This is a genomic window from Prosthecochloris sp. (assembly GCA_015482705.2).
GTDB lineage: Bacteria > Bacteroidota > Chlorobiia > Chlorobiales > Chlorobiaceae > Prosthecochloris.
Genome location: JADMLA020000018.1, coordinates 46,517 through 70,953, shown reverse-complemented (window position 1 = coordinate 70,953; position 24,437 = coordinate 46,517). Strand labels below are relative to the sequence as shown.

The following is a 24,437-nucleotide window of genomic DNA, read 5'->3' as shown; positions in this document are numbered from 1 at the left end:
CATGGAACAAATCCGGGTCAAGTCCGGCATTCATTATCGCCAGGCTGATATTTCCGTGAGGGCTGATGGTGACGGCGGCACCAATACGTATGAGTTTGATTTCTCATCTGAAGTCCCGGTTGATGGGCGCTGGATGTGGGTGGAAGATCAGGAGCGGTATGTCTACGGTACCGAGGTGCTTCTGCATGGCAAAGCTAATGTCGATTTGTCGTTTATCGGGTCCGGCAGGGCACCGTTTTTGAGGGATCACAACTGGACGAGGCAAGCCGGGGTTATCGAAGGTGTCGAACTCGACGAGTCCCGCAAAGTGCTGCGGGTCAATAATCTGAAGTTCAGCCGGTCGCAGGACGGTCAGGATCTTCAGGGCGATATCGATGACGGTATCCGCAAAAATGTCAGCGTGGGGTACATCATTGAAGAAGTTGTCGAGGCCGAACCTCCACAAAGAGACACGCCCGGCGTGTATCATGTGACAAAATGGAAACCTTACGAGGTCTCGAGCGTCAGCATTCCGGCTGACGAGGGGGTCGGGTTTCGGCAGCGAAGTGATGATATGCATTTCGAAACAGTGGTTTTTCGCAGTAAACAACAGTCAAACAACAATAAAGAGGAGGAACGGGAAATGGTACCCGAAAACAACAACACAGGAGATCGCGGGAACCAGAATCCCGCAACCAATCAGCCGGAAATTCTCGTGGCTGAACGTGAAACTGATTTTGATTCGATTCTTGGCGTGGCAAAACTCAATGCCAAACGGTTTCCCGACGGCCTTGATCTTGCCAATGAGGCTGTCGCAAAAGGTGAGAAGTTTGCGAGCTTTATACCTCGGTATATGGAGGCGCTCAAAGAAGAATCTGAACGTCAGGCGACTGTCAAGCTCGATCTTTCCAAAAACGAAAAAACTCGTTTCAGCTTGCTCAGCGTTGTAAGGCAAATGTCGGAGGGTGTGACAGCGGACAATATCAAAGGATTTGAAAAGGAGGTTTCTGACGAATACATAAAATCACGCGGTTATGAACCACAACACGGCGGGTTTGTTGTTCCGTACGAAGCAATTCCTCTTAAGCGAGCTGCTATTATTTCGACAACTACAGGCGCGGGTGCTGTTGAAGAAATTCACAGCGGTGAAGTTATTGAGTTTCTGAGAGACGAAGCGACGATTACCCGTGCAGGCGCACGAATGATTTCCGGTTTGGTCGGAAAATTTGACATGGCGCGTATTGGAGTTGGAACATCTGCATATTGGGTTGACGAGGTGGCTGAGTCCGGCAGTGATATCACTACTTCGGCCATGGACATCGATTTGCTGCAGTTTACGCCGAACACTCTTGGTGTCGATCAGGCGCTTACTCGCAGAATGCTTAACCAGACAAGTCTCGACGTAGAAGCGATTGTCCGTCAAGATATGTTTGCAGAGCTGGCAGACGCGATTGACCTTGCCGGGCTGGCCGGTACGGGGGCTTCCAATCAGCCGACCGGAATCATGTATACCAGTGGTGTCAACACAGAAGAAATCGCAACTGAGGCTACTCCGGCATGGTCTGATATCGTCAACATGGAAACTGCGGTAGCTGAAGACAAAGCGCTTAAAGGTTCGTTGGCTTACGTCGCTCATCCGACTGCAATCGGCAATATGAAACAGACGCTGAAAGCATCCGGTGTTCCTGGCTTTATCGCTGAAGACGGTCAGACAAACGGTTATACTCTCTTCAGCACCTCGAACGCGCTGAAAGGGGCAGTCAAATCTATCATTTTCGGCAATTTCAACGAACTCATGATCGGCATGTGGGGCGGCATCGAGCTGGTCGTCAACCCGTATCTGTATGCCAAAAAAGGCATCACTGTTCTTACGGCGTTTCAGGATATCGACGTACAGCTTCGGCATCCTGTCAGTTTCTGCTACAACACCGTTGCTTAAGGAGATTACCATGAAGGTTACGCTTAAAAAAAGCATGAATTGCCTGATGAAAAACGGAAAAACTGCTCCGGCCAATGCCGGGGCAGTTATTGACGTAAACGATCGATTTGGCAATCGCATTGTCGCTGCAGGGCGAGCTGAAAAATCTGTATCACCAGCGAAAAAGGCTGAAAAAGCCGGAGCTCAAAAATGATGATTAAACTTTTACAGGATCTTGGGAAAGAGAAAGCCGGGGCGGTTGTGGTTGTCAGTGATCGCCATGGCGCTCTGCTTATCGAGCAAAAGAAGGCTGAACCGGCTGACGGCGTGCAGAAGGTCAAGGACCGGGAAGCCGGTATCAAGAATAAACTTTCTGAACGCTGATGGCTTTTGCGGAAGACATAAGCCTGTTTTTTGACAAAACGGACGGGTTTGCTGTTTCGGCGACGTTCAAGGCTGCTGCTATCGATGTTATTTTCGACAACGAGTATTACGCTGTTCCGGGCGAGGAGGTCGATGTCGAGTCTTCACAGCCCGCGGCGCATTGCAAGAGTTCTGATGTTGCTTCCGCCGTGATCGGGGATGCTCTGACGATCAACGATGGCGATCATGCCGGAGATTACACGATTATCAACGTCAGGCCGGACGGGACCGGCGTTACTATTCTCGCGTTGGAGGAACAGTAATGGCGCATGTGAGAACACAGATCAGGGATCGGGTTATTACGACACTTTCCGGGTTGACCACGACCGGAAGCAGGGTGTACCGGTCGAGGGTTTACCCGATGAGTTCCGCGACCATGCCGGGAATTTGCGTGTATTGTATGGACGAGAAAGGACAGGACGAAACTGAAGATTTGTTGACAAAATCGGTGTCGGTGGTTGTTGACGGCTACGTCTCGGGCGATGATTTCGACGACGATGTCGATACGATTCAGGCGGAAGTCGAGACCGCTTTGTATGGTGATTACAACAGTTCGACCGACAGGTTTTTCAACGGTCTTGTGCTTGATTTGTCGTTTACTGCTGCAGATTCGAAATACAACGGTGAGGCGAAAATCAAGCACGGCATTATCAGAATGGTGTTTACGGCTTTGTATTTGATCAACCGCGGAGCACCGGAAACGGCTTTATAAACAAAATAATTGAATCATGGCTGAACAACTTGGAAGGGATTTGGTGCTTGTGAAGGGCAGTTCCGGAGGAACCGGCGGCACGGCGATTGCCGGGGTGCGGGTGAAGGGACTGGCTATCAACAATGAGATTGTCGATATCACGTCTGACGACAGTAACGGGTGGCGCGAATCGCTCGCTGAACCGGGGCAGAAGTCGCTCGAGGTGACTGTTTCGGGCGTGTCTGACGACAGGGTTATGCTTGCGGCTGCGATGAGTTCGTCTGATGTGAGCGATGAGTATATGCTAACCTGGGCGGACGGGGCCGATGTGTACGGTACGTTCATGATCGCTTCGTACAGCGAGAACGGCGAATACAATACCGCCGTGACGTTCGAGGCTACCCTGCAAAGTTCCGGATCGGTCACTTATCAAGCGGGGGCATAATGGCAGCTATATTCAACGAGATTGCAATTACCTACAAGGGCGAGACGCACACGATCAAACCGACCTTCGATATTATCAACAAAATCGAAACACCGCGGTTGTCAGGCGGGTTGGGTATCAGTCTTTCCGGTTTGATCGCCCGGTCAGCAAATGGCGAGTCTCCGCTTACCGAGGTTGCTCGTATACTTGCGTATTTACTGCAAACCAAAAACGTGACGGTAAGCAACGATGAGATGTATGCAGAGCTTTTTCACGGCGATTCTACGATGCATACATATACAGAGGCTATTGCTACTGCTTTTTTCCCTGTTAAGCAGCACAATGGCAACCTTGACACTAAAAAAAAATAGACTTTGACAATGATGTCGAATGGGGAACGTTTTATGACATCGCTGTCGATGATCTGGGCATTCAGCCATCAGAGTTCTGGAAAATGTCTCCTCAAGAATTCTGGCGGCTGCACGACAAACGGGTCGAGACAAACAATCGTATTGCAAACCCCGGCCACCTGGCAAACAACGACAAGGAGTCTCTTTTGCAAACCTTGAAAGACTACAGGACAAAAAATGGCATACACTGAGCGAGTCAATGTAAAAATCAATGGCGATGCTTCGGGCTATGAACGAGCAGCAAAGAAAGCTGTGAGTTTATCGAAACAGTTCGCCGTCGGTATTGGCGCGATTGCTGTGACCGCTGGCGCGCGCGCTGTGCTGAATTACATGAAGGAATCAATCCAGTTGGCGCAGACTCAGGAGGATGCCGAGAAGAGACTTGAAACGGCTTTGGGCCGACGATCAAAGGCTTTGCTTGATCAAGCTTCAGCGCTGCAGAAGATCACTACTTACGGTGATGAGGCAATTATTGAAGCTCAGTCGCTTATTGCAGCGTTTGTCAAAGACGAAGAGCAAATTAAATCAGCGACAAAAGCCACTCTTGATTTAGCAGCTGCAAAAGGTATGGATTTGAGGAATGCCGCTGATCTTGTTTCAAAAACGCTTGGCAGTTCTACAAATGCTTTGTCACGGTACGGTATAAAAGTTGAAGGCAGTGTTGGCAGTACAGAGCGTCTTTCTTCAATGACTGAAGAAATTTCACGGGTGTTTGGCGGTCAGGCTGCTGCTGCAGCTGATACATATTCCGGTAAAATTCAGCAACTCTCCAACAAGTACGGCGACATGCAGGAGCAAATTGGATTTGCTGTTATGGAGTCCGGTGCTTTTGATACTGTGCTCGATAAATTGAATCCTGCTATTGATGATTTAACGACATATATCACAGATCACAAAGATGACATCGGCGAATTTGCGGAAGGATTGGGAAAAATGGCGGCGAACGCTCTTGATCTCGGTACAGATATATCCGTCAATCTGCTGCCTCCACTTGTAAAATTTATCAATCTTACATCACAGCCGCCATCTGAAGGAGGTTTAGCCGGGTTCATTGCAGATAGAACCGGGCCAGGTTTTTTGGCGGCAAAATTAAGGGAGTATAACGATGAAATCAGAAATACAGAAAGGGCATCACGATTAGCGGCTGATGGATTGAATTTAATGTATGACGCAGCAGGCCGGATACAAATGCCGGGAATGGAAGATTACTTGGGCGGAAACACATTTGAGAAAACAAACGGTGAAAAAACCAGCGACCCCGATGGTGGTACAGACGCTGAGAATTATCAAAAGCAGCTACGAAAACGGGTTGAGGCGTTGCGGAAGAGCTTGATGGATGAGCGTGATTTGCAGGAAAACTGGCGGGCCGAGCAGCTTGCTCTTGTTGATGAATATAACAACACCTTTGCAAATAAGGACGATGAAGCGCGTCAAATGAGGCTTGACATTGCCCAAGAATATAAAGACAGAATGGCTGAGATCGAGGGCGTTCCGGCTTTTGTTGCTGAAATCGAGGCGTTGCAGGATCATAACAAGACAAGGGCAGAAATCGAATTAGAAGAGTACGATGCTCGTCTTGCAAGGTTGGAGGAGTTTAAAAATCAGGAGTATCTGACGTTTGAAAAATATGAGGAACTAAAAAACGCTGTTGAAGAAGACTACGCGAAAAAACAAACCGCTCGACAAGAAAAAGTTGAACGAACTATTAGGCAAATGAGAGAACGTACAGTACAACTGGCTGTAAGTCTGTTGTCTCAATTTGCAGGGAAATCAAAAGCTGCTGCTATAGCTGCTATAGCTATAAACAGAGGACTAATGCTTGCTCAAACAGCTCAAAATACTGCAGCAGCAGTAATGCGAGCATATGCAGATCTTGGCCCAATAGCTGGTAAGCCAGCAGCAGCAGCTATAGGAACATTGGGAAAAATACAAATGGGGATTATTGCCGCTGCTGGTGTTGGCGAAGCATTTTCGGCAGGTAGTGGTGGCGGTTCTGTCAGTTCTTCTTCATCAGTGACGACAACTTCGGGAAACACTTCTACAACGACAACAACGGGATCGGGCGAAGTGTCAAGCAGATCAGTTACGATTTACGGGCTTGATCCGGGCAATCTGTACACCGGTGAGCAAATAGCGGAATTGCTCAACGAATATGTAGCGGATGGCGGCAAAATTTATATCAAATAATGCCGGTACAGCAATACATAGGGTATGACAACGCGGTGACGATCAGCAATGTGAGTGCTGACAGCTCACAGTCGAGTTATCCGGTTACCAATCTTGCCAACCCTGCAACGAATTTGCTGTGGAAATCCGACAGCACTTCGGCGCAGTATGTGACTATCGATAGTGCCGCGACACAGGATTGTGATTACATCGGGATTGCAGGGCACAACCTCGGATCTGCGGAATGCGATGTTGAAATCGAGGGTCAAACGACGGACGGCGGGGCGTGGTCGAGCATTGTCAGTCAGTTCAGCCCGGCGAATGATCGTCCGATTCTCAAGACGTTCACCAGTGATGATTATTACGGCGTGCGTATCAAGATCACTCCAGGCGGCAGCACGAAACCGCAAATTGCCGTCGTCTATACCGGCGAGATCATGCAGATGCAGCGCAATATTTATATCGGGCATACGCCGATCACGTACGCCCGAAGTGTCGATACAGTAAGCGGGTTCAGTGAGTCCGGCCAGTTTTTGGGCAGGATCATCAAGGCGACGACACACAAATCCAAAGTCAGTATGAGCAACATGACCAAAGAGTGGTTTCGCTCGACCTTTGACGCTTTTGTTTTGGCGAGTAAGACTGTGCCGTTTTTCTATTCGTGGCGGTTAACGGATTATGCAACGGAGATCGGGTATTGCTGGGTTACCGGGGGTGTGCCTGTGCCGGATAACACCGGTCCTTCCGGAATGATGAGTGTAAGTTTTTCAATTAGCGGATTGGCATGACTAAAGTTGTGATATACATCGAAATCGATGTCCCGATGTGCAGCCTGGAGTTCAGCGCGTCTCCTTGCACGGCTGAATATACATCTTCGTGCATTACCGGCGATATGCCGAGTTACGACGACGAGGGCACGACTCTCACTGGTTTGAGCTACGACGACGAGGGCACGACTCTCACCGGTTTGAGCTACGATGATGAAGGGTTGCTCCCCGGGGGATGCGAGTGTTTCAACTCGCTGCACACCTGCCAGGACACGGATAATTACAGTGAGACGACAAATACCGTCAGGTTCGGTTATCCTGACGCTGATGATCAAAGCGGCATCGAGTGTATTCCTTCGCTGCAGTCTATTTCGTATAAACCGCAACAGATCAGCCTCGAGGGGGATATGGGCATCCGGGCAAGCATCACGTGTTCGTTCCGCGACCATCGCGATTCCGACACGTATGCTACCGGCGATCCGTATTGGGCCCAACGAGGGTACAACCCTTTTGAACAGGGCACGTTTTGGGGGAAATGGCAAGCTCGTCATTACCCGAAAATGCAGGGTGCCACAATCCGCTACATTCGCGGTACCGAGGGGCAAAACGTGACGGCTATGGAAAGCCGAACGTTTGTCATCGAGAAAATCACCGGACCGGACAAAACCGGCAAGGTCTCCGTGACAGCGAAGGATATCCTCAAGCTTGCCGACGAGGTGAAGGCGCAGTGCCCTGTTTTGAGCACAGGCAGGTTGAGCGCCGCTTTGACGGATTCAGCCACGTCGGCAACGTTAACGCCGTCGGGCGTGGGCGACGATGAGTATCCGGCTTCAGGGCATGTTGCTATCGGTGGTAACGAAATCTGCAGTTTCACCCGGTCCGGCGACGTTTTGACGCTGACGCGGGCACAGTTCAACACCGTTGCGGAGTCACATGATCAAAACGATGTCGTTCAGCTCTGCAAGGAGTTTTTCAGCGGCGCGAACGGTCTGGATCCCGCAGACATCATGTATGATTTGTTCGTGAATTATACGACGGTTCCTGCGGGCTGGATTAATTTGACCGATTGGCAACAGAAAACCGAGCAGTTCCTCGGCGGAAGGTTGTATTACACGTTGGTCGCTGAGCCGACGAGCGTCAAGGAACTGGTCAATGAGTTGCTCGAACAGGCTGGACTTATTCTCTATACGGACGATTTAAATAAAAAAATCCGGCTTGACGCTGTGCGTGAGCTGACAACGGAGACTGTGCACTATGATGATGATGTCATCGTTTCCGGAAGTTTTGACTCAAAACGCCAACCTGACAAACGGCTGTCGCAAGTCTGGACGTGGTACGGGTTACGTAACCCGCTCGAGCCTCTCGACGAGGGCACGAATTATCGTGCGGCGGTGTCGCACGTGGATACTTTAGCGGAGACTCTATACGGCGGACAACCCGCGATTAAAAAAATATACAGTCGATGGATCAACACGCGCCCTGCCGGCACGGATTTATGTTATAAGCTGCTTTCGAGATTCCGAGATCCTCCGTCCCTGGTACAGTTTGCGGCTTGGCGGTTTGGCGAAAACGTACCGGCTCTTGCAGGACGATATACAGTATCCATGTGGCCGTTTCAAACTGGTACAGGAGAGCAAACTTCGTTACCCGTGCAGGTTGTCAAAGCGACGCCGGGTGATGAATCAGTGAAAGTAGAAGCGCAGGAAATTAGCTGGTACACCTATGACGATCAGCCGGACCAAGGGCTTTTGGTTGTTGTCGACAGTGACAGACTGGACTTTAATTTCCGTGACGAGTACGACAAATCATATGCGGCACCGGAAAGCGGGGATACAGTCACGTGCTTGATCGAGTCAGGCGTTAAAGTAGGAACAAGCGGTAATACCGGGTTTGCTTTTACCGTCGGCACATGGAGCGAATCAGGTATAACACTTAAGATTATCAACAACGGGTACATCGTTGGTAAAGGTGGAAACGGGGGAACAACGGGGAGTATTGACGGCGAAAACGGTGCGGATGGATTATATACACGTCAGGCTATTGATATAACAAACAATGGCACGATTGGCGGCGGCGGTGGCGGTGGCGGTAAAGGTAGGGGGGTTATAGGGTTTGTATCTTTCTCGGCTGGCGGTGGCGGCGGGGCAGGGTATCTAATTGGAGTAGGTGGATTGGGGTCTGAACGAGACGGGCAAGACGGAACAACCACAAGCGGCGGTGACGGCGGTGACTTTGGCACGGTAACCGTTGGTGGTAATGGTGGCGATTTAGGGCAGAATGGGCAAGATGCAACAGGATCATATTTCACGCAAGGTGTAGGCGGCATAGCAGGTTCAGCTGTTGACGGAGACAGCTACATCACATGGTCCGATACAGGAACAATAGCAGGATCACAAATTAATTGATATGGCGAGCGTAAACGCACAAAAAAAACTAAGAGGTACGGCAAGCCAAAATGCAGCGGTAACGCTCGAAGCCGGCACAATCGTGTACTTGACGGACACGAAGCAAATTGCAGTGCACGACGGCAGCACTGCGGGCGGCACGGTGTTTGACATGTTGCCGGATCAGGTTTCATCCGGCGAGAAAACGGCAGGCACGGAAACTGCGGTCAGGGGGTTCAGTCCGGACGACGTGAAGGATATGGCTGAAACGCATAGTACATCAGCCTTTATATCGTATGCAATACTGGCCGACGTGAAAACACAAAATACTGCTGGCGGCACGTTCACTTCTGGCTCAAAACACGACAGAGATTTAAATACTGAAATAGCAGATCCAGACAATATAGTAACAGTAAGCTCTCCAAATTTTACGATCAGCGGCGCGGGGTCTTATTTAATCAAATGGTCCGCGCCCGCATATGACGTCAATCAACATCAATCCTTTCTTTATGATGTGACTGGTACTGCAATAGTCAGACAAGGCAGCTCGGAATATGCCGCGGATGGCGGCAATGTACAGACTCGAAGTTGCGGTATGGCAAGAGTTACTATAACATCGAGTAACATATATAAAATACAACATGAGTGCACAACAGGCCAGTCGAGTGATGGTTTTGGCCGAGCAGCGAATAAAGCTCAAGAAGAATACACACAGGTTGAAATCTACAAGGAGAAATAACCATGGCTAACAAATTTTCGGGTTTGAACAACGAAAAAGATTTTCCGCGCCAGGCGCCGCTCGCTCCTGTTTCTGTTTATGATTTTGTCTTGACAGCCGATACCGAAGCTACGTGCGCGATTCCTTCGGGCACTCATTATGTCGCGATTACCGCGACGTCTGAATATTACATCGGTTTCGGCTCAAGCCCGATAAGTATTCCAACCGCATCGGGTACTCCGAGTCCCGTTGCCTACAAAAACGTGCTTACGATCGATCTCACCGGTATCACGACAAGCGATACGTTACGAATCATCAGCGAAAACGCACAGAACGTCCAGGCGCAATTTTACGAATAAAGGAGAGATAACATGTTGGTACATCGATACGGGCCGCAAAATAACAGTGATTCCGCGATTGCAAAGACAATCGAAAACCTGTTTGGCACTGAACAGCTTTCCATCGGTGTTGCTTACGATACTGCCGCCGATTCTTTCGAACGTGTCGGCGCGGGTCAGGGCGAACCTACCGGGGAGCTGATCGATATGTCAGTACATCCGATTTTTTCCCAACTTACTCGCTCTGTCATTGCCGACAACGGCGACGTGTTTAAGGATATTTCATGGCTCAATTTTTCGAAGCATGTCGACGGTACTAACGTAGATCACAGTGGCGCAAACGGCCAAGAGATGGTCCGATACATGGATCTCGATATGAATGTCGGCCCTCGGTATTACCATGCTGAAGAGATAGGCGGAAAATATGTGATTCTGTTGTCGCATTTTCCTCTTGACGGTAAAGATGGCCGTCAGTTTACCATGCACCCTCTTTTTTCAGGACTGCGTAAGGTCTATAACGGCGCTTACGAACTTGTTAATTATAACAGTAAAGGCTGGAGTGTGCCGTACAGTCCTGCAGACGGCACAACAATTGTGTATCCTGTAACTACACGGTCAGGAGATTGGGGGCATGCCGATCTCGATACCGAGGCGACGGATACGTTGTGCGAGGCCCGCGGGAACGGGTGGCAACAATATGATTTTTGGATCGCTAATTGGGAGCGTCTACTGCTTTTGACGGGGTATGCATCGTATGATATTCCTGGTATTGTTGGGGCTGGCCGGATCAATCAGTCCGGCGGGACCTGGACGAATGGCAGCTATATAGGAGCACAGCATTACGATCTTGCCGGCGGGTACGCCTCTGCTGTACAAAATGGCGGTACAACTTACGACACAGACTTTGCCCAGGTGTTGGGAGTGTATAACACGTGGGGTAATGTCTGGAAACGTGTTGCGTCGTTAATAGACGATCACGATGTCTATGCAAAAAACCAGGAGCCTTATACCTACAGCGGCACAACAGGCTGGACTCGTGTAGACGATGCAACCGATACCGGAATAACGCTGCCTGCTTCAGATGGCTACGCAGGAGTGCCGCATAGCGGCCTCGGGCTTGTCTTACCGTCTGATGTTACGGGCAGCAGCTCAACAAAAATGCACGATTACTACATCCAAAACACCGGCTTTCGCGTGTTTCGGGTGGGCGGTTCTGCGATTTACGGTTCGTCTGCGGGTCCGTTCTCTTGGAATGCGGCTGTTTCGGTTTCGGCTGCGAATACGATTATCGGCGGCCGGCTCTGCTTTAAGGCTGCGTAAGCAGCCCGTGTTCAGTGTGTTTTTTTGTTCTTTGATAGGTGTGTTCAGGGAAAGGTGTGCTTTCGCGTGTTTCTGGTAGGCAGTAATGCGAATAACGGTTCGAATGCAGGTCCGTTCTCTTGGAATGCAGCTAATTCAGTTTCGAATGCGAATACGAATATCGGCAGCCAGCTCTGCTTCAATTTGTCTCTCTGAATCACCTTGCCTCTCGGCAAAATATAAAGAGACCGTTATCGTGTGTTGGTAGGAACCTCGAAAGCGCACAGGTCAAGAAGCAGCTTATGAAGAGATACGGTTATTTGTGGCACACTGTCTGTTCTTTGGAAAATATTGAAATTGCTCATCAAAGAGCTCGAAAACGCAAGACCCATTATTCTGAAGTGAAAATGGTCGATTCCGACCCGGAAAAGTATTTCAGGCATATACGAAGTATGTTGATAAACAAAACATACAAGTGCTCGAAATACTCGATCATGATCAAAAAAGATGGATTGAAAGAGCGTGAAATCTGGAAGCTTAAATATTATCCAGACAGAATTATCCATCATTGCGTGATGAACGTTGTTGAACCGATATGGACAAAGGGATTGATCAGAGATACGTATGCTGCAGTAAAGGGACGAGGCATACATGACGGTGTTCGGCGCTTACGTAAGGCTTTGCATGCGGATCGCACTGGTACACACTATTGCTTGAAAATGGATGTTCGTAAGTTTTATCAAAGCATTCTGCCAGAAGTTCAAAAGCAGGCGTTCAGAAGAAAACTCAAAGATCCTGATGTGCTCTGGTTACTCGATCTGATAGCAGACAGTGCTCCGTTTGTGCCAATAGGTAATTATCCGTCTCAACCGATAGGCAATCTTGTTCTTTCATTGATGGACCATTGGATAAAAGAAAATCTTCGTGTCACATATTATTACAGGTATTGCGATGACATGGTGATTCTCGGAGCAGAAAAAAGCGAGTTGCATCAAATCAAACGGAATATTGAAAGATATCTTGCCACCCTTAAACTGGAATTAAAGAATAATTGGCAAGTGTTCCCGGTAGATAGCAGAGGTATTGATTTTCTCGGATACAGATTTTTTCATGGTTATACATTGGTGAGAAAAAGCATAGTCAAGAATTTCAAGAAAAAATACACGAAAAAGGCGTTAAACGCTATGCCGGCTTATCACGGCTGGTTTTGCTGGGCCAATACTTATAACCTTAAAAAGAAATACAATTATGACCGAATTGCCTGTAATAAAAAGCAATAATCAACCATCTGTATTTCATAAAGATCGGTACCGGTTCAACATATCTCAGGTTTCTGTATCAGACCCTGAAACCGGGGAAACAAGGGATGAATGGCAGTACAATGAGATACAAGTGCCTTTCTGTGTCGACGACTTGACGACGCAACAGAAAAAGCATTTAGCTTATGTACATATTGTTACTGCTTATATAGCAAAGAAATATCCTTTTCCGGAAGAATTGGCTATGCAGAGAAAAGCCATTGCCGGAATTGACAATGACGGGGTTTTTAATGCATATAATGCTGATGTAGAAAATATAAAAACACAAGTTAAAAACGATTTGAATTATTAATGCAACATTTTTCTGATTTTGCCGAGCCCACACATGTACTCGATGGCGATAAAATCAGAATCGACAACATTCTCAACAAAGAGATAATTGTGCTGGGGTTTCGGATACACAATAGCAAGTTTGATAAAAACAAAAGCGGCAAGTGTTTGACGTTACAAATCAAACTTGACGACGAAACCCGCGTTATTTTTACCGGATCGGATGTTCTTATCAGTCAGATTGAAAAGCACAAAAAGCAAATACCGTTTTTGACAACAATAAAAAAAGTAGACAGGTTTTATATGTTCACATGACCGCACTTTTCATTTGCGCTGTTTTTTCATAATTGCCCCCGCACCTGACGAGGGAATATGTCAACGATTAAAATGCATTTACAAAGCCAAAGTCCTGTTGGTCCTATCGTAATAACATTTGGGATTACAGGTACAACGGTATTCAATGAAATAACGCAGCTTATGCCTGATTTGGTTACCATTGCTGCGGGATTTTGTGGTATAGTGGTATCGATATATTCATCTTTGCTATTGAGAATAAGAATACAGGCGGAAAAAGAAACAATAAAGACGGAACGGCTGAAGCAAGAAAAAATAAGAACAGAAATGGAAAAGAATTGCCCATTGAGTGCACACTGTAAAACAACCGCAAATGGCTGATTTTCTGAGAGCATATATCGAGACAATTGGAGATGAGGGTGGTTTCACGCTACATCGCGTGAGCGGTGACTCCGGAGGTGATACCTTTGCCGGCATAGCGAAAAACTATCATCCAAAATGGCCGGGATGGCAGCTTGTTTATTCCGGAAAGGGACATACACAGGAATGCCGTGATCTCGTCAGGGAGTTTTACAAGCGGAAATTTTGGGACACCTTCCGGGGTGATGAGATCAAACATCAATCTGTTGCAGAAACAATCTACAATTTCGGCATGAACAGCAGCATCAAGAAAAGTGTGATGTACGCTCAGTTTTGTCTTGACTGTGAGCCGGACGGGGATTTAGGACCAATAACCTTGTCTGCAATAAACGAGCTTTCCGGGCTCGAGATCGAGCTGTTTGTTTGTCAGCATACGTTGATGCGAGTTGGGCACCGCTTGAAACGCATCACGCAAAAACGGAACCAGGTGAAATTTATACGAGGCTGGCTGAAGCGCGACTTGGAAGAGGCTGAAAAATATATCAACATCAAACAATATTTTGGAATACGATGAGCATATTCGGGAAAATATTCGGGGCTGACAACATCATCGAAAAAGGACTTGACTTAATCGATGGATTTGTCTACAGCGGTGAAGAAAAAGCAGAGGATCGCAGAAAATACGAATGGCAAAAAGTGCAAAGTAAAGTTGAGCTACTTAAAGCATACGCACCGTTTAAAGTCGCTCAAAGGTTTCTTGCAATATTGTTTGCAACAACTTACATAGCGTGTTTTGTGCTCGTCCTTATTATGAATTTTTTCGGTAAAACTACAAATGACGTGATGGAAATAATGGCAACATTCCGCATTGGTTTAATAATGCTCACAATCGTGGGCTTCTACTTCGGCGGCGGGGTTGTCGACAGCATCAGGCGCAAAACAGAGCAACCATAGCCTAAATAGCCGCTACCAAAATATTTTTTCAATAAAAAAGCCCGAGTTATTTCGGGCTTTTTTTGTTTATAATGATTCATATACGATCCATAAATAATAAAAACTGTTTCTAAGTATATATAAAATAGCGTCTTATCTATTCCGGTTTCATGTGGGGGAAAAATATGACATCCCTTATGGAATCCTGCCCCGTCAGCAGCATGACAAGCCTGTCGACACCGATGCCCAGGCCGGCGCAAGGAGGCATGCCGTATTCAAGAGCACGAAGGAAATCATCATCGACAACCATCGCTTCATCGTCACCGCGCTGGCGCAGTTTTGCCTGGGTTTCAAGCCGTTCCCGTTGTATAACCGGATCATTCAGTTCGGAGAACGAGTTACAAAGTTCTTTACCTCCTACAATAAGCTCGAAACGCTCGACCAACCCATCTTTGGAACGGTGTTTTTTTGCAAGGGGCGACATCTCTGTCGGGTAATCTGTGATAAACGTTGGCTGAATCAGTTTCGGTTCGACAAATTCTCCGAAAATCTCATCGATGATCTTGCCGGAGCTGATTTTAGGATCGAGCGAAAGACCGAGATCCTTTGCCATGTTTCTCAATTCGGTTTCAGATTTTCCCGCGATATCGACAGAGCAATATTCATGTATCGCATCGGCGATCGTCAACCTTCTATAGGGTGGTTTCAAACTTATGGTATTACCGAGAAAACAGGTCGAGTCACTGTTGTTTATCGAGAGGTTTGTCTTGTAAATCAGTTCTTCGACCAGGTTCATCATCCAGTAATAATCTTTGTAGGCGACGTAAAGTTCTACCTGGGTAAACTCCGGATTGTGAAAACGGTCGATGCCCTCGTTGCGGAAATCCTTGGCGAATTCGAAAACTCCGTCAAATCCCCCGACGATAAGACGTTTGAGATAAAGCTCATTGGCGATCCTGAGATAGAGCTCCATGTTCAGCGCGTTGTGGTGAGTCGTGAACGGTCTTGCTGCCGCACCCCCGTAAACTGGTTGGAGGATTGGCGTTTCAACTTCGAGGTAGCCTCTGTCGGTGAAAAAATTCCGCATGGAAGAAATGATGGCGGAACGCTTCACAAAGGTTTCTTTGACTTCCGGGTTGACGATCAGGTCGACGTAACGTTGCCTGTAACGCATTTCCTTGTCACTGAATGCATCGTAGGTGACTTTTTGCCCATCAACCTCTTTTTCCTTTGCGATCGGGATAGGTCGTAACGATTTGCTGAGCAGTTGGAACTCTTCAGCGTGAATTGAGATTTCACCGGTTTTTGTTCGGAAAGTGTACCCTTTTATACCGACAATGTCTCCAATATCGAGCAGTTTGAAGACTCTGTAAGTTTCCTGACCCACTTCATCTCTTTTGATGTAGATCTGTATTTTACCTTCTTTATCGAGAATGTGGAAAAATGAGGCTTTTCCCATTTTTCTTATGGTCATTATCCTGCCTGCAACCGAAACGGTTTCGGGTTTGTCGTCCTGGTAGCCATCGATGATTTGCTTTGAATATTCGGTGACATCGAATCCGTACGGGTATGGTTCGATTCCCTCTTCGGTAAGTTGGTTTCGTTCCTCGATGCGCCTTTTCATTTGATCGTTCAAAGCGCGTAACTCTTCATTCTGATCAGCCGATGTGTTTTGCTGTCTCTTATGTTCTTGTGCCTCACTCATGGAAAAGGGTTGTTAACTTATTTTTTTGATAATACGTTGTCAAAAGTGATCGTAATGGCTTAACCGGGGGCGTTCATTTTGTACCAGAGCGTAGGGATGGTCCGAAGTTTCTGGTAGAAGGACCTGTAAGCCCTCTGGGAGAAAACATCGTAATTGTTTTCTTCAATGGCTTTAAGGATGTTGCAGTAGTTCAGACTGCTGATTTTTACTGCAAGCCTGCTGTCTTTTTCCAGCATGGGAATACCCTTCTCGGATGCTGCGTAATAGCTTCGAGCTCGTGAAATCTGAAATTGTATCAGCTCGATAAAATTTTCGTTTATCTGTTTTTGCATAAATTGTTCCTGTGTATACTCGAAGCGGTCGAGATCTTCAAGAGGAAGGTAGATTCTGCCTCGATCCACATCTTCACCGATATCACGCAAAATATTGGTGAGCTGCATGGCTATACCGAGTTCGATCGCGTGATCAAGTGCTTTTTTATCGCGGTACCCGAAAATCTCCGAGCACATCAGACCGACAACCGAAGCTACCTTATAGCAGTAAACATAGAGATCGTCGAATGTTTGAAACGGCTTGAAATCGATATCCATGGCTACTCCATCCATAAGATCCAGAGGCAGCTCAACGGGGATATGGCATTTTTGCAGAGTATCATGCCAGGCAATCATGATCGGGTCGTTATGGGGGGCACCCCGATAGCACTCGTTCAGCCGGGTTTTCCAGTCAGCCATCATGGAGCTCAATTCAGCCTTGGTCAGCGTACCGTTTGTCAGTTTGTCTTCTGCCAGATCAACCAAGTCATCAACTGTTCTCAGTAACGCATACATTGCATATATTGGATTGCGTCGTTTTTTCGAGAGAAAAAGCGTTGCGAGGTAAAATGTTTTCGCATGATGCCTGGTTACCTGACGGCAGTACTGGTAGGCGTTTGCAAGCGTAAGTTCTTTATCAGAACCACTCACTGTTGTTGTTCCATTATAGCTGTAACTCATTGAAATTTTCTGCTTTGGAAAGCGTGGTTTTCTCCGTCAACCGGTAAAAGCAAAGAAAAGAATGTGTAACTTTTTAAATACTGACTAAGTTATAAGGAGTGTTGGCAAGATAAAATAAAGCTCTTAATATAGCAATATGTAAAGATGATCGGCAGGAGTTCCGTTCATCGGGTAGTTTAATTTTTTCACTGTTTATCTGATATTGGATACCTATACCTCCCAGGAAGTAACGAAAGAACGAGCGCTGCTTGTCGGTATAAGTTCTATTCCACAATTGACCAGACCGGTCGTCGAAGAGTATCTGGATGAGCTCGAACTGCTCGCAGATACTGCAGGTGCAGAAGTAGTCTCTCGCGTTATTCAGGAGCGAAAACAAAAAGATCCAGCATGGTTTCTCGGCAGAGGCAAAGTCGAGGAAATGGAGCATCTCGTCAAAGGCGGATCGATCGATATTGTTATTTTCGACGATGATCTTTCTCCCGTTCAGGCAAGAAATCTTGAACGTGTTTTCGGTTGCAAGGTTCTGGATCGAACCGAACTGATTCTGCAGATTTTTGCCATCAGGGCTCAATCAGCACAGGCGAAAATGCAGGTTGAACTTGCTCAACTTGAATATCTGCTTCCCAGATTGACACGCTTGTGGACACACCTTTCAAAACAGAAAGGGGGAATCGGAACAAAAGGGCCCGGTGAAACGCAGATCGAAACAGACCGTCGGCTTGTGCGCAAGAGAATCTCTTTCCTGAAAAGAAAACTTGGCGATGTTGCTCTTCAACATGCAACACAAACGAAGGAGCGTGGAAAGATTCCGCGCGTGGCTCTTGTCGGTTACACGAATGCCGGAAAATCAACCCTGATGAACAGGCTCTGTCCCGATACAGGGGCTTATGCCGAAGATCGATTGTTCGCGACCCTCGATACAAAAACCCGCCGTCTCCAGCTGAAGATCAACAAAGTTGTGTTGCTGTCCGATACAGTTGGATTTATTCGAAAGCTTCCACATCGGCTTGTTGAAAGCTTTCGGTCGACACTCGACGAAGTTTTACAGGCCGATTTTCTGTTGCATGTGATCGATGCAAGCCATGAAGGATTTGAAGAACAGATGAGAATCGTCACCGGGACACTTCAGGAGATAGGGGTAGAGCATGGGAACATTATCAATGTTTTCAACAAAGTCGATGCCGTAAAAGATAAAGAAGCCCTTCGTTCGCTTCGCCTGAAATATCCGGAGGCTCTGTTCGTCTCGGCCAAACGGGGGATCAATCTCATGCTTCTCAAGGATGCTATAGGGGATTACGTTTCCAGAGACTATCGATTACGTACTCTCAAAACACATGTTTCAAACTACAAACTGATCGGGTATCTGTATGATAATGCTGAAGTTATAGGTAAAAAGCATGTTAATGAGGACGTTATTTTAAAATACAGGGCGCATTACAAAAACCTCAAACAAATCGATGCCCGGATTGCGGCGGCCGAAAAGGATAGCAGTCATGTCGCTTGAGCTGTACAACACCACAAGAAAGGAAATTCCGCAGAAAAAGCTTGAAGTTATTATCGAAAATGTTATCGAGTCGGAGGGTTATGCCTTGGGGTCGGTTATCGCAGTGTATTGCGGTGACAGGATGATACATCGAATCAACAGGGAGTTTCTTGGACATGATTACCCTACCGATACGGTGACGTTCAAATATAATACGATGATAGGGGAGATTGAGGGTGAATTCTACATATCTCTCGATGTCGTTGCCAAAAATGCCAAGTGTTTTGGAACCGGTTTCGAAAACGAACTGTTTCGTGTCACCATCCACTCGGCGTTGCATTTGACCGGTTATGAAGACAGTGATGAGGATTCCAGAGCCGCGATGAAAGAAAAAGAAGATTATTATCTTGATCGACTGAGTTTTCAATAAAGGTGAACCCGGTTTCTCTAACTATTTTTTAATCTCCTATGTCTTCAAGGTTTAACGATGTTTCTCAGGAGAACGTTGTGACTGTTATTTTTGAACAGGAGACAACGCTTGGCAATTATGAAGTGCTTTTTCAGAAATGGCATGCCAACGGTATCGCCGGCAACAGCTTCATTTTTGTGACCGATGATATTGCCGAGTTGAACGATAACGAGCTTGAAGAGCTGATTCGGACGTCTTCTTTTTTCGAGGATACTGCTGATATTGCACTGAGACGTTCAACAAGGTATACCAGTGTCAATTTCAACATGAAGAGGATTTAACGAAACGTGTGGATTAGCCAGATATGGATGGTACGGTAGTCCTCTTGATTTTTTCTGTGATTCTGGTTGTTGCCGGTGTTGCCGGCCTTTTACTGCCGGTACTTCCCGGTATCGTACTTGTATTTGCAGGACTTGCCGTGGCAGCATGGGCTGAAGGGTTTGTTTATGTTGGTCAGGGTACTCTTTTAGTGCTTTTGATTCTCTGCCTTCTGGGATACGGTATTGATTTTCTGGCAGGGGCTCTTGGGGCGGGAAAATATGGTGCCGGTAGATACTCGGTTATCGGGGCTACCATCGGGGCTGTAGGAGGGGTTTTTTTTGGCCTGCCCGGAATTATTCTTGGTCCGTTTATTGGAGCGGTTGTCGGTGAGTTATATGTACGGAGAGATCTTCATGCGGCAGGGCGTGCAGGTTTTGGCGCCTGGGTTGGCCTTGTTGTCGGTACGGCTGCAAAAATAGCCATCACGTTTATAATGATAGGAGTGTTTGTGCTGGCAAGGTTTTTATAAAAAAACTGAAACCAAAGCTGTAAGCCGAATTCTGTTCTCTGCCTTGCGGCAAAGCTGCAGTCATTTATCTAATGCAGCTCACCCGGAAACTCTCTCGTGGACACCTCTGTTAACTTCCTCTGCGCCGGGAACACACCCTGTTGTACTCGAGCGGTTCGTGATAACTAAAAGAGGTGTCCTTGCAGAATTGAACGGACCGTTCTTTTTCCTTTCGGAAAAGTTTCTCTATTCAGCCTTGCATCGGGGAGGTTTTCATAGCACATGTCATTACTGGCATGCCTGGTGGTCTCTTACACCCCCTTTTCACCCTTACCCCGGAAAGCCGGGGCGGTATACTTTCTGTTGCACTTTCTGTAGCAGAAGTTTGCACCGCTGCTCCCCGTCTTGAGCGAAAACTCTCGACAGGCACCCTGTCCTGTGATGTTCGGACTTTCCTCCGCATATCCTTGAGATATGCGGCGACTGCACACTTTGGTTTCAGTAAACAAATTTACAATAAGATACAACCTGTTTTCCAAAACTTCCGTTCAAATTTCAATCGGTTATTTCTCGGAAGCGGCTTCATCAAAAAGCCTTTCATGGACGACTATACGTCCGCATGATTCGCAAAGATAAAAACCACCCTGTACAATGATGGTGTGGCGATTGGTCGGAACCCTGGTATTGCAGCCTGAACAAGCGTGGCGATGAAGCTTGACAAGTGCATTCTGGATGTTTCCTTTTTTCAAATGATCGTACTTGGAAAGCAAGCGCTTCGCTTCTTTTTCAACGATTTTTCTCTGCTCGGCAATTTGTTTTTTCAGAGAACTGACTTCTTCAGAGGTTTCAACGACAATACTTTCCAGCTCTTCTTTTTTCTGTTCGACCTGTATTTTCAAGTCTTTGAGCTGCTGTGAAAGAACATCATCCGGCATCATCTCTTCGGAAATTTCGTCATAACGGTTTTCTGCAATCAACTGGCGGCCCTGATCTTGTAATTCATTTGCCTTTTCTTCATGATGTTTTATATCCTGAAGCTGGATTTCCGCCTGTGCAATTTCTTTTTCTTCATACTCGATCTGCTTCGAGAGTGCATCGTATTCCTTGTTGTTCCTTGCCAGGGTTTGCTTGTCCTTGAAACTCTTGATTTTTGACTTGCAGTTCTCGATCGTTTCAGTGAGATTTTTGCGGGTTTTTTCTCGTTCTGCGGCAGTTTTTTCTCGGGCTTCGATCTGACGGGAAGTGAACGCGATATCCTCTTCCAGGGCCTCGATTTCTTCAGGAAGCCCTTTTTGCAAGCTTTCTATGCTTTCGATCTGATTATCGAGGTGTTGCAGACGAACAACCAGATTGATTTTTGTATGGTCCACTACAGCTGATATTTAAGATTTTGAAAAAATAAAAAAGCACCTCACTAAAAAGGTGCATGATATAAAGTCGAATCTTCTATGGTCAGAGAAAAATTGTAATTCTTATCTCCACTAAATTCGGTGTTGAGCATAGTCAATTTTTTTCAGCTTTTTAGTGCCCGAAAGGAGATTCGAACTCCTACACCTTGCGGCGCTCGCCCCTGAAACGAGTGCGTCTACCAATTCCGCCATTCGGGCAGTATTTTTTGGCTTCCCACGTTTATACTAAATAAAATCTTTTTACGGATTTTGCCAAAAAACCGCTTACTTGATTTCCTTATGCGGAGTGTGCCGTTTGAGGTAAGGATTATACTTGTTGAGAATCAGACGCTCCGTGTTGTTCTTCTTGTTTTTTGTCGTTGTGTACCTTGAAGGAGTCAAGCCTTCTTTTCTTGCTTCGGTACACTCAAGGGTAATGATAATCCTGTTTTCTTTTTTTGCCATCGTTGCCTTGGTCTGGTTAATTATAGAGAGCTGCAAATATAATCCTTCGGATGTGATTTTGCAAAACCAAAATGAGACTTTTGGAATCTGTATTTGCTTGCTTGCAGGATAACAGCTATACTGCATCTGATTTGAAACGTTTTACGCAATCCTCACATGAAATCGAGAGGTTCTTATTTTAAATCAGGGTATGATAACAGCCAATAACAATGCCCATAAAAGAAAATCTGAAACGTGTTAGACAGTAACTTATTTCCCTATTGCAACGGAACACTGCATTGCGAGGGAGTTTCTCTCGAGAAACTTGCAGAAGACTATGGGACTCCTCTTTTTGTGACCAGCCGAAACAGTCTTGTCAATCAGTATAGGGCTTTTGAGAGAGCATTTGCCGGACTGGATCATTTTACCTGCTATTCGGTTAAAGCGAATTTCAACCTGCATGTGATTCGTACTCTTTCTGAAGAAGGGTGTGGGTGCGACGTCAATTCAGGGGGGGAGCTTTTTCGGGCACTTCAGGCCGGTGTCGAACCCGGGAAAATTATTATGGCAGGTGTCGGCAAGACCGCTTCGGATATAGCGTATGGTATCGAGTCGGGTATTTTGATGCTCAAAGCCGAGTCTGTATCGGAGCTGCGCTTGATCAATGACGTTGCTGGAAATCTCGGAATGAAAGCCTCTGTAGGGATTCGTGTCAACCCAAACGTTACGGCTGAGACGCACCCCTATATCACTACCGGGGACAGTAAAGAAAAATTCGGGATAGACGAGGCGGATCTGGATGAGGTGTTCGACCTGTTGAAAACACTGAAACATGTTGATCTGACAGCTTTGGATATGCATATCGGGTCACAGATTTTCGATGCGAATTTTTATCAAGCGGCTTTGGAAAAGCTTCTCGATGTTCTTGCTGCAGCCCGATCGGCCGGCTTCGATATTCGATATTTTGATATAGGCGGCGGTTTTCCTGTTACCTATGACCCTCAAAAACCTGCAACACCGATCGAGCATTTTGCGGAAAAGCTTATTCCCCAGGTCGAAAAAACAGGCACGACTATCTTGTTCGAACCGGGGAGGTTCATCGTCGCCAATTCAACGGTTCTGTTGACAAGGGTTTTGTATCGGAAACAAAACCATGCAGGCAAGGAGTTTGTGATTGTCGATGCAGGAATGACCGAACTGATACGGCCAGCACTGTATCAGTCTTACCATGAAATTGTGGCTGTTTCACAGCATGACTCCGTTATGGCGGCCGATATAGTAGGGCCGGTGTGTGAGTCAGGTGACTTTTTTGCCAGAGAGAGAACCGTTGACAGGGTAAAAGAAGGCGAACTGCTCGCTGTTTTATCCGCCGGGGCTTATGGTTCGGTAATGAGTAACAACTACAATGGTCGTCTTCGTCCGGCAGAAGTAATGGTTGACGGAGACAATGCAAAACTTATCCGCAAGAGAGATTCATTTGAGCAACTCATCCAGAATGAAGTGCTCTGAGATAATGCTGATGCGCCCGGATCACCTTCCTGTAAGATTCTTGTAATTGCACGGTGGTGATCCGGGGATTCGAACTGTTTTTTTCTGTCGCTCTCAGGTCTTGCCGTTTTCAGCGATGTTTTGAAAGATTCTTCGTGTGGATTCTGCGTTATTGAGCGTATAGAAGTGGATGCCTTTTATCTTGTTGTCGATCATGTCTTCGACCTGCATGGTTGCCCACTCGATACCTATCCTTGCAACTTCATCATCATTGGAAGCTTCCAGTACTCTTTTCAGTAATGGAGCAGGTATACGTGCTCCGAGGGCAAGCTCGGACATTCTGATCAATCCTTTTTTCGTCGTTATCGGCATAATTCCTGGAATAATGGGGACGTTTACGCCTGCAAGGCTACAGCGGTCAACGAAGTCATAGAAATCCCTGTTGTCAAAAAACAGTTGAGTGACGATATAGTCCGCTCCCTGATCGACCTTAATCTTGAGATATTCGATTTCCTGGAGTCTGTTCGGGGTTTGGGGGTGCCCTTCAGGGAATCCGGCGACACCAATGCCAATTTCCGGGAAATTTTCTGCGATAAACTTTACAAGATCTATGGCATGGGGGAAATCTTTTGTCGCTTCCTCATAGGAAGCGCTTCCTGGTGGAAGGTCACCACGCAGGGCCAGTACATTTTTGATCCCATGTTTGCTATATTCATCAAGGATTTGCTGTATTTCTTCTTTTCCTGAACAAATACAGGTAAGATGAGAGACAACGCTAAGACCGGTTTCCCTCTGGATCTTCGTGACGAGATCGTGCGTACGGTTTCGGGTTGATCCTCCTGCACCATAGGTGACGCTCACGTAGGACGGGTTGAATGGGATGAGTTCCGATATGGTATGAAAAAGCTTATCCCAGTCAGCCGGTTTTTTTGGAGGAAAAAACTCAAAACTGAATACGGGCTTGGTGGCTGATTGCAGAATCTCTTTTACTAACATGCAGAGTGCT

The 24,437-nt window shown here is 46.8% G+C and carries 30 protein-coding genes, 1 tRNA gene and 1 other RNA gene; 25 read left to right on the top strand and 7 right to left on the bottom strand.

The window, feature by feature from the left end; translation table 11 throughout:
* The first annotated feature begins 1 nt into the window (after position 1).
* The 20 genes from QZ209_RS03430 to QZ209_RS03340 all read left to right on the top strand — a co-directional run bounded on the left by QZ209_RS03430 (position 2) and on the right by QZ209_RS03340 (position 14,714).
* Complete coding sequence (locus QZ209_RS03430; RefSeq protein WP_294344700.1) at positions 2–1,918, top strand: phage major capsid protein; 1,917 nt, start codon at positions 2–4, stop codon at positions 1,916–1,918.
* Positions 1,919–1,928: 10 nt separating this feature from the next.
* Positions 1,929–2,111, top strand: a complete 183-nt coding sequence (locus tag QZ209_RS03425; protein WP_294344699.1) for a hypothetical protein — start codon at positions 1,929–1,931, stop codon at positions 2,109–2,111.
* Positions 2,108–2,281, top strand: coding sequence for a hypothetical protein (locus QZ209_RS03420; protein WP_294344697.1), 174 nt, complete (start codon positions 2,108–2,110; stop codon positions 2,279–2,281). Before QZ209_RS03425 ends, QZ209_RS03420 begins: the two co-directional genes overlap by 4 nt.
* Complete coding sequence (locus QZ209_RS03415; RefSeq protein WP_294344695.1) at positions 2,281–2,583, top strand: hypothetical protein; 303 nt, start codon at positions 2,281–2,283, stop codon at positions 2,581–2,583. Before QZ209_RS03420 ends, QZ209_RS03415 begins: the two co-directional genes overlap by 1 nt.
* Entirely contained in the window at positions 2,583–3,032 is a 450-nt protein-coding gene (locus QZ209_RS03410; protein ID WP_294344693.1) for a hypothetical protein, read from the top strand. Before QZ209_RS03415 ends, QZ209_RS03410 begins: the two co-directional genes overlap by 1 nt.
* Before the next feature lie 16 nt (positions 3,033–3,048).
* Positions 3,049–3,456, top strand: a complete 408-nt coding sequence (locus QZ209_RS03405; RefSeq protein ID WP_294344691.1) for a phage tail tube protein — start codon at positions 3,049–3,051, stop codon at positions 3,454–3,456.
* Positions 3,456–3,806: a hypothetical protein gene (locus QZ209_RS03400; protein WP_294344689.1), complete on the top strand. Its 351-nt coding sequence runs from the start codon at positions 3,456–3,458 to the stop codon at positions 3,804–3,806. Before QZ209_RS03405 ends, QZ209_RS03400 begins: the two co-directional genes overlap by 1 nt.
* Positions 3,803–4,036 (top strand): phage tail assembly chaperone, encoded by a 234-nt coding sequence (locus QZ209_RS12605; RefSeq protein WP_366515740.1) that lies wholly within the window; start codon positions 3,803–3,805, stop codon positions 4,034–4,036. The genes QZ209_RS03400 and QZ209_RS12605 overlap by 4 nt, the downstream gene beginning before the upstream one ends.
* A complete protein-coding gene (locus tag QZ209_RS03395; RefSeq protein ID WP_294344687.1) occupies positions 4,023–6,032 on the top strand; it encodes a hypothetical protein in 2,010 nt (669 codons plus the stop codon). Before QZ209_RS12605 ends, QZ209_RS03395 begins: the two co-directional genes overlap by 14 nt.
* Positions 6,032–6,799, top strand: coding sequence for a hypothetical protein (locus QZ209_RS03390; protein WP_294344685.1), 768 nt, complete (start codon positions 6,032–6,034; stop codon positions 6,797–6,799). Before QZ209_RS03395 ends, QZ209_RS03390 begins: the two co-directional genes overlap by 1 nt.
* A complete protein-coding gene (locus QZ209_RS03385) occupies positions 6,796–9,183 on the top strand; it encodes a hypothetical protein (RefSeq protein WP_294344684.1) in 2,388 nt (795 codons plus the stop codon). The genes QZ209_RS03390 and QZ209_RS03385 overlap by 4 nt, the downstream gene beginning before the upstream one ends.
* 1 nt (position 9,184) lies before the next feature.
* Complete coding sequence (locus QZ209_RS03380) at positions 9,185–9,901, top strand: hypothetical protein (RefSeq protein WP_294344682.1); 717 nt, start codon at positions 9,185–9,187, stop codon at positions 9,899–9,901.
* A gap of 2 nt (positions 9,902–9,903) precedes the next feature.
* On the top strand, positions 9,904–10,239 hold the full coding sequence (locus tag QZ209_RS03375) for a hypothetical protein (protein ID WP_294344681.1): 336 nt from the start codon (positions 9,904–9,906) through the stop codon (positions 10,237–10,239).
* 12 nt (positions 10,240–10,251) lie between these two features.
* A complete protein-coding gene (locus QZ209_RS03370; protein ID WP_294344679.1) occupies positions 10,252–11,538 on the top strand; it encodes a hypothetical protein in 1,287 nt (428 codons plus the stop codon).
* 281 nt (positions 11,539–11,819) lie between these two features.
* On the top strand, positions 11,820–12,797 hold the full coding sequence (locus tag QZ209_RS03365) for a reverse transcriptase/maturase family protein (RefSeq protein WP_294344678.1): 978 nt from the start codon (positions 11,820–11,822) through the stop codon (positions 12,795–12,797).
* Positions 12,766–13,128 (top strand): hypothetical protein, encoded by a 363-nt coding sequence (locus QZ209_RS03360; RefSeq protein WP_294344676.1) that lies wholly within the window; start codon positions 12,766–12,768, stop codon positions 13,126–13,128. The genes QZ209_RS03365 and QZ209_RS03360 overlap by 32 nt, the downstream gene beginning before the upstream one ends.
* Positions 13,128–13,421 carry a hypothetical protein gene (locus tag QZ209_RS03355; protein ID WP_294344675.1) on the top strand — a complete coding sequence of 98 codons (294 nt, stop codon included), beginning with the start codon at positions 13,128–13,130 and terminating at the stop codon, positions 13,419–13,421. The genes QZ209_RS03360 and QZ209_RS03355 overlap by 1 nt, the downstream gene beginning before the upstream one ends.
* Before the next feature lie 57 nt (positions 13,422–13,478).
* Positions 13,479–13,781 (top strand): hypothetical protein, encoded by a 303-nt coding sequence (locus QZ209_RS03350; RefSeq protein WP_294344673.1) that lies wholly within the window; start codon positions 13,479–13,481, stop codon positions 13,779–13,781.
* Positions 13,774–14,334 carry a glycosyl hydrolase 108 family protein gene (locus tag QZ209_RS03345; RefSeq protein WP_294344672.1) on the top strand — a complete coding sequence of 187 codons (561 nt, stop codon included), beginning with the start codon at positions 13,774–13,776 and terminating at the stop codon, positions 14,332–14,334. Before QZ209_RS03350 ends, QZ209_RS03345 begins: the two co-directional genes overlap by 8 nt.
* Positions 14,331–14,714: a hypothetical protein gene (locus QZ209_RS03340; protein WP_294344670.1), complete on the top strand. Its 384-nt coding sequence runs from the start codon at positions 14,331–14,333 to the stop codon at positions 14,712–14,714. The genes QZ209_RS03345 and QZ209_RS03340 overlap by 4 nt, the downstream gene beginning before the upstream one ends.
* A gap of 136 nt (positions 14,715–14,850) precedes the next feature.
* Here the strand turns inward: QZ209_RS03340 and lysS are convergent, their stop codons facing one another.
* Both lysS and QZ209_RS03330 read right to left on the bottom strand, forming a co-directional pair.
* Positions 14,851–16,398, bottom strand: a complete 1,548-nt coding sequence (gene lysS, locus QZ209_RS03335; RefSeq protein ID WP_294344668.1) for a lysine--tRNA ligase — start codon at positions 16,396–16,398, stop codon at positions 14,851–14,853.
* Between the two features lie 59 nt (positions 16,399–16,457).
* Complete coding sequence (locus tag QZ209_RS03330; RefSeq protein ID WP_294344666.1) at positions 16,458–17,390, bottom strand: phytoene/squalene synthase family protein; 933 nt, start codon at positions 17,388–17,390, stop codon at positions 16,458–16,460.
* Positions 17,391–17,592: 202 nt separating this feature from the next.
* Here QZ209_RS03330 and hflX point away from each other — a divergent pair, with 202 nt between their 5' ends.
* The 4 genes from hflX to QZ209_RS03310 all read left to right on the top strand — a co-directional run bounded on the left by hflX (position 17,593) and on the right by QZ209_RS03310 (position 20,132).
* Positions 17,593–18,894 (top strand): GTPase HflX, encoded by a 1,302-nt coding sequence (gene hflX, locus QZ209_RS03325; RefSeq protein WP_294344665.1) that lies wholly within the window; start codon positions 17,593–17,595, stop codon positions 18,892–18,894.
* Entirely contained in the window at positions 18,884–19,303 is a 420-nt protein-coding gene (gene ybeY / locus QZ209_RS03320) for an rRNA maturation RNase YbeY (protein ID WP_294344664.1), read from the top strand. Before hflX ends, ybeY begins: the two co-directional genes overlap by 11 nt.
* A gap of 77 nt (positions 19,304–19,380) precedes the next feature.
* The gene (locus QZ209_RS03315) at positions 19,381–19,623 is read left to right on the top strand and encodes a hypothetical protein (protein ID WP_294344663.1); all 243 of its coding nucleotides are present in this window, start codon (positions 19,381–19,383) and stop codon (positions 19,621–19,623) included.
* A gap of 23 nt (positions 19,624–19,646) precedes the next feature.
* A complete protein-coding gene (locus QZ209_RS03310; RefSeq protein WP_294344660.1) occupies positions 19,647–20,132 on the top strand; it encodes a DUF456 domain-containing protein in 486 nt (161 codons plus the stop codon).
* Positions 20,133–20,136: 4 nt separating this feature from the next.
* Here the strand turns inward: QZ209_RS03310 and rnpB are convergent.
* From rnpB to rpmG, 4 genes are all read right to left on the bottom strand, one after another.
* Positions 20,137–20,610, bottom strand: an RNA gene (gene rnpB, locus QZ209_RS03305) — RNase P RNA component class A.
* Between the two features lie 64 nt (positions 20,611–20,674).
* On the bottom strand, positions 20,675–21,481 hold the full coding sequence (locus QZ209_RS03300) for a hypothetical protein (protein WP_294344658.1): 807 nt from the start codon (positions 21,479–21,481) through the stop codon (positions 20,675–20,677).
* A gap of 155 nt (positions 21,482–21,636) precedes the next feature.
* Positions 21,637–21,718: transfer RNA gene (locus QZ209_RS03295), tRNA-Leu, on the bottom strand.
* A gap of 66 nt (positions 21,719–21,784) precedes the next feature.
* A complete protein-coding gene (gene rpmG / locus QZ209_RS03290; protein WP_294344656.1) occupies positions 21,785–21,964 on the bottom strand; it encodes a 50S ribosomal protein L33 in 180 nt (59 codons plus the stop codon).
* Positions 21,965–22,198: 234 nt separating this feature from the next.
* On the opposite strand from rpmG, the gene lysA reads away from it, so the two are divergent.
* A complete protein-coding gene (lysA, locus tag QZ209_RS03285; RefSeq protein ID WP_294344655.1) occupies positions 22,199–23,452 on the top strand; it encodes a diaminopimelate decarboxylase in 1,254 nt (417 codons plus the stop codon).
* Positions 23,453–23,545: 93 nt separating this feature from the next.
* Here the strand turns inward: lysA and metF are convergent, their stop codons facing one another.
* Positions 23,546–24,427, bottom strand: a complete 882-nt coding sequence (gene metF / locus QZ209_RS03280) for a methylenetetrahydrofolate reductase [NAD(P)H] (protein WP_294344653.1) — start codon at positions 24,425–24,427, stop codon at positions 23,546–23,548.
* Positions 24,428–24,437 lie beyond the last annotated feature (10 nt).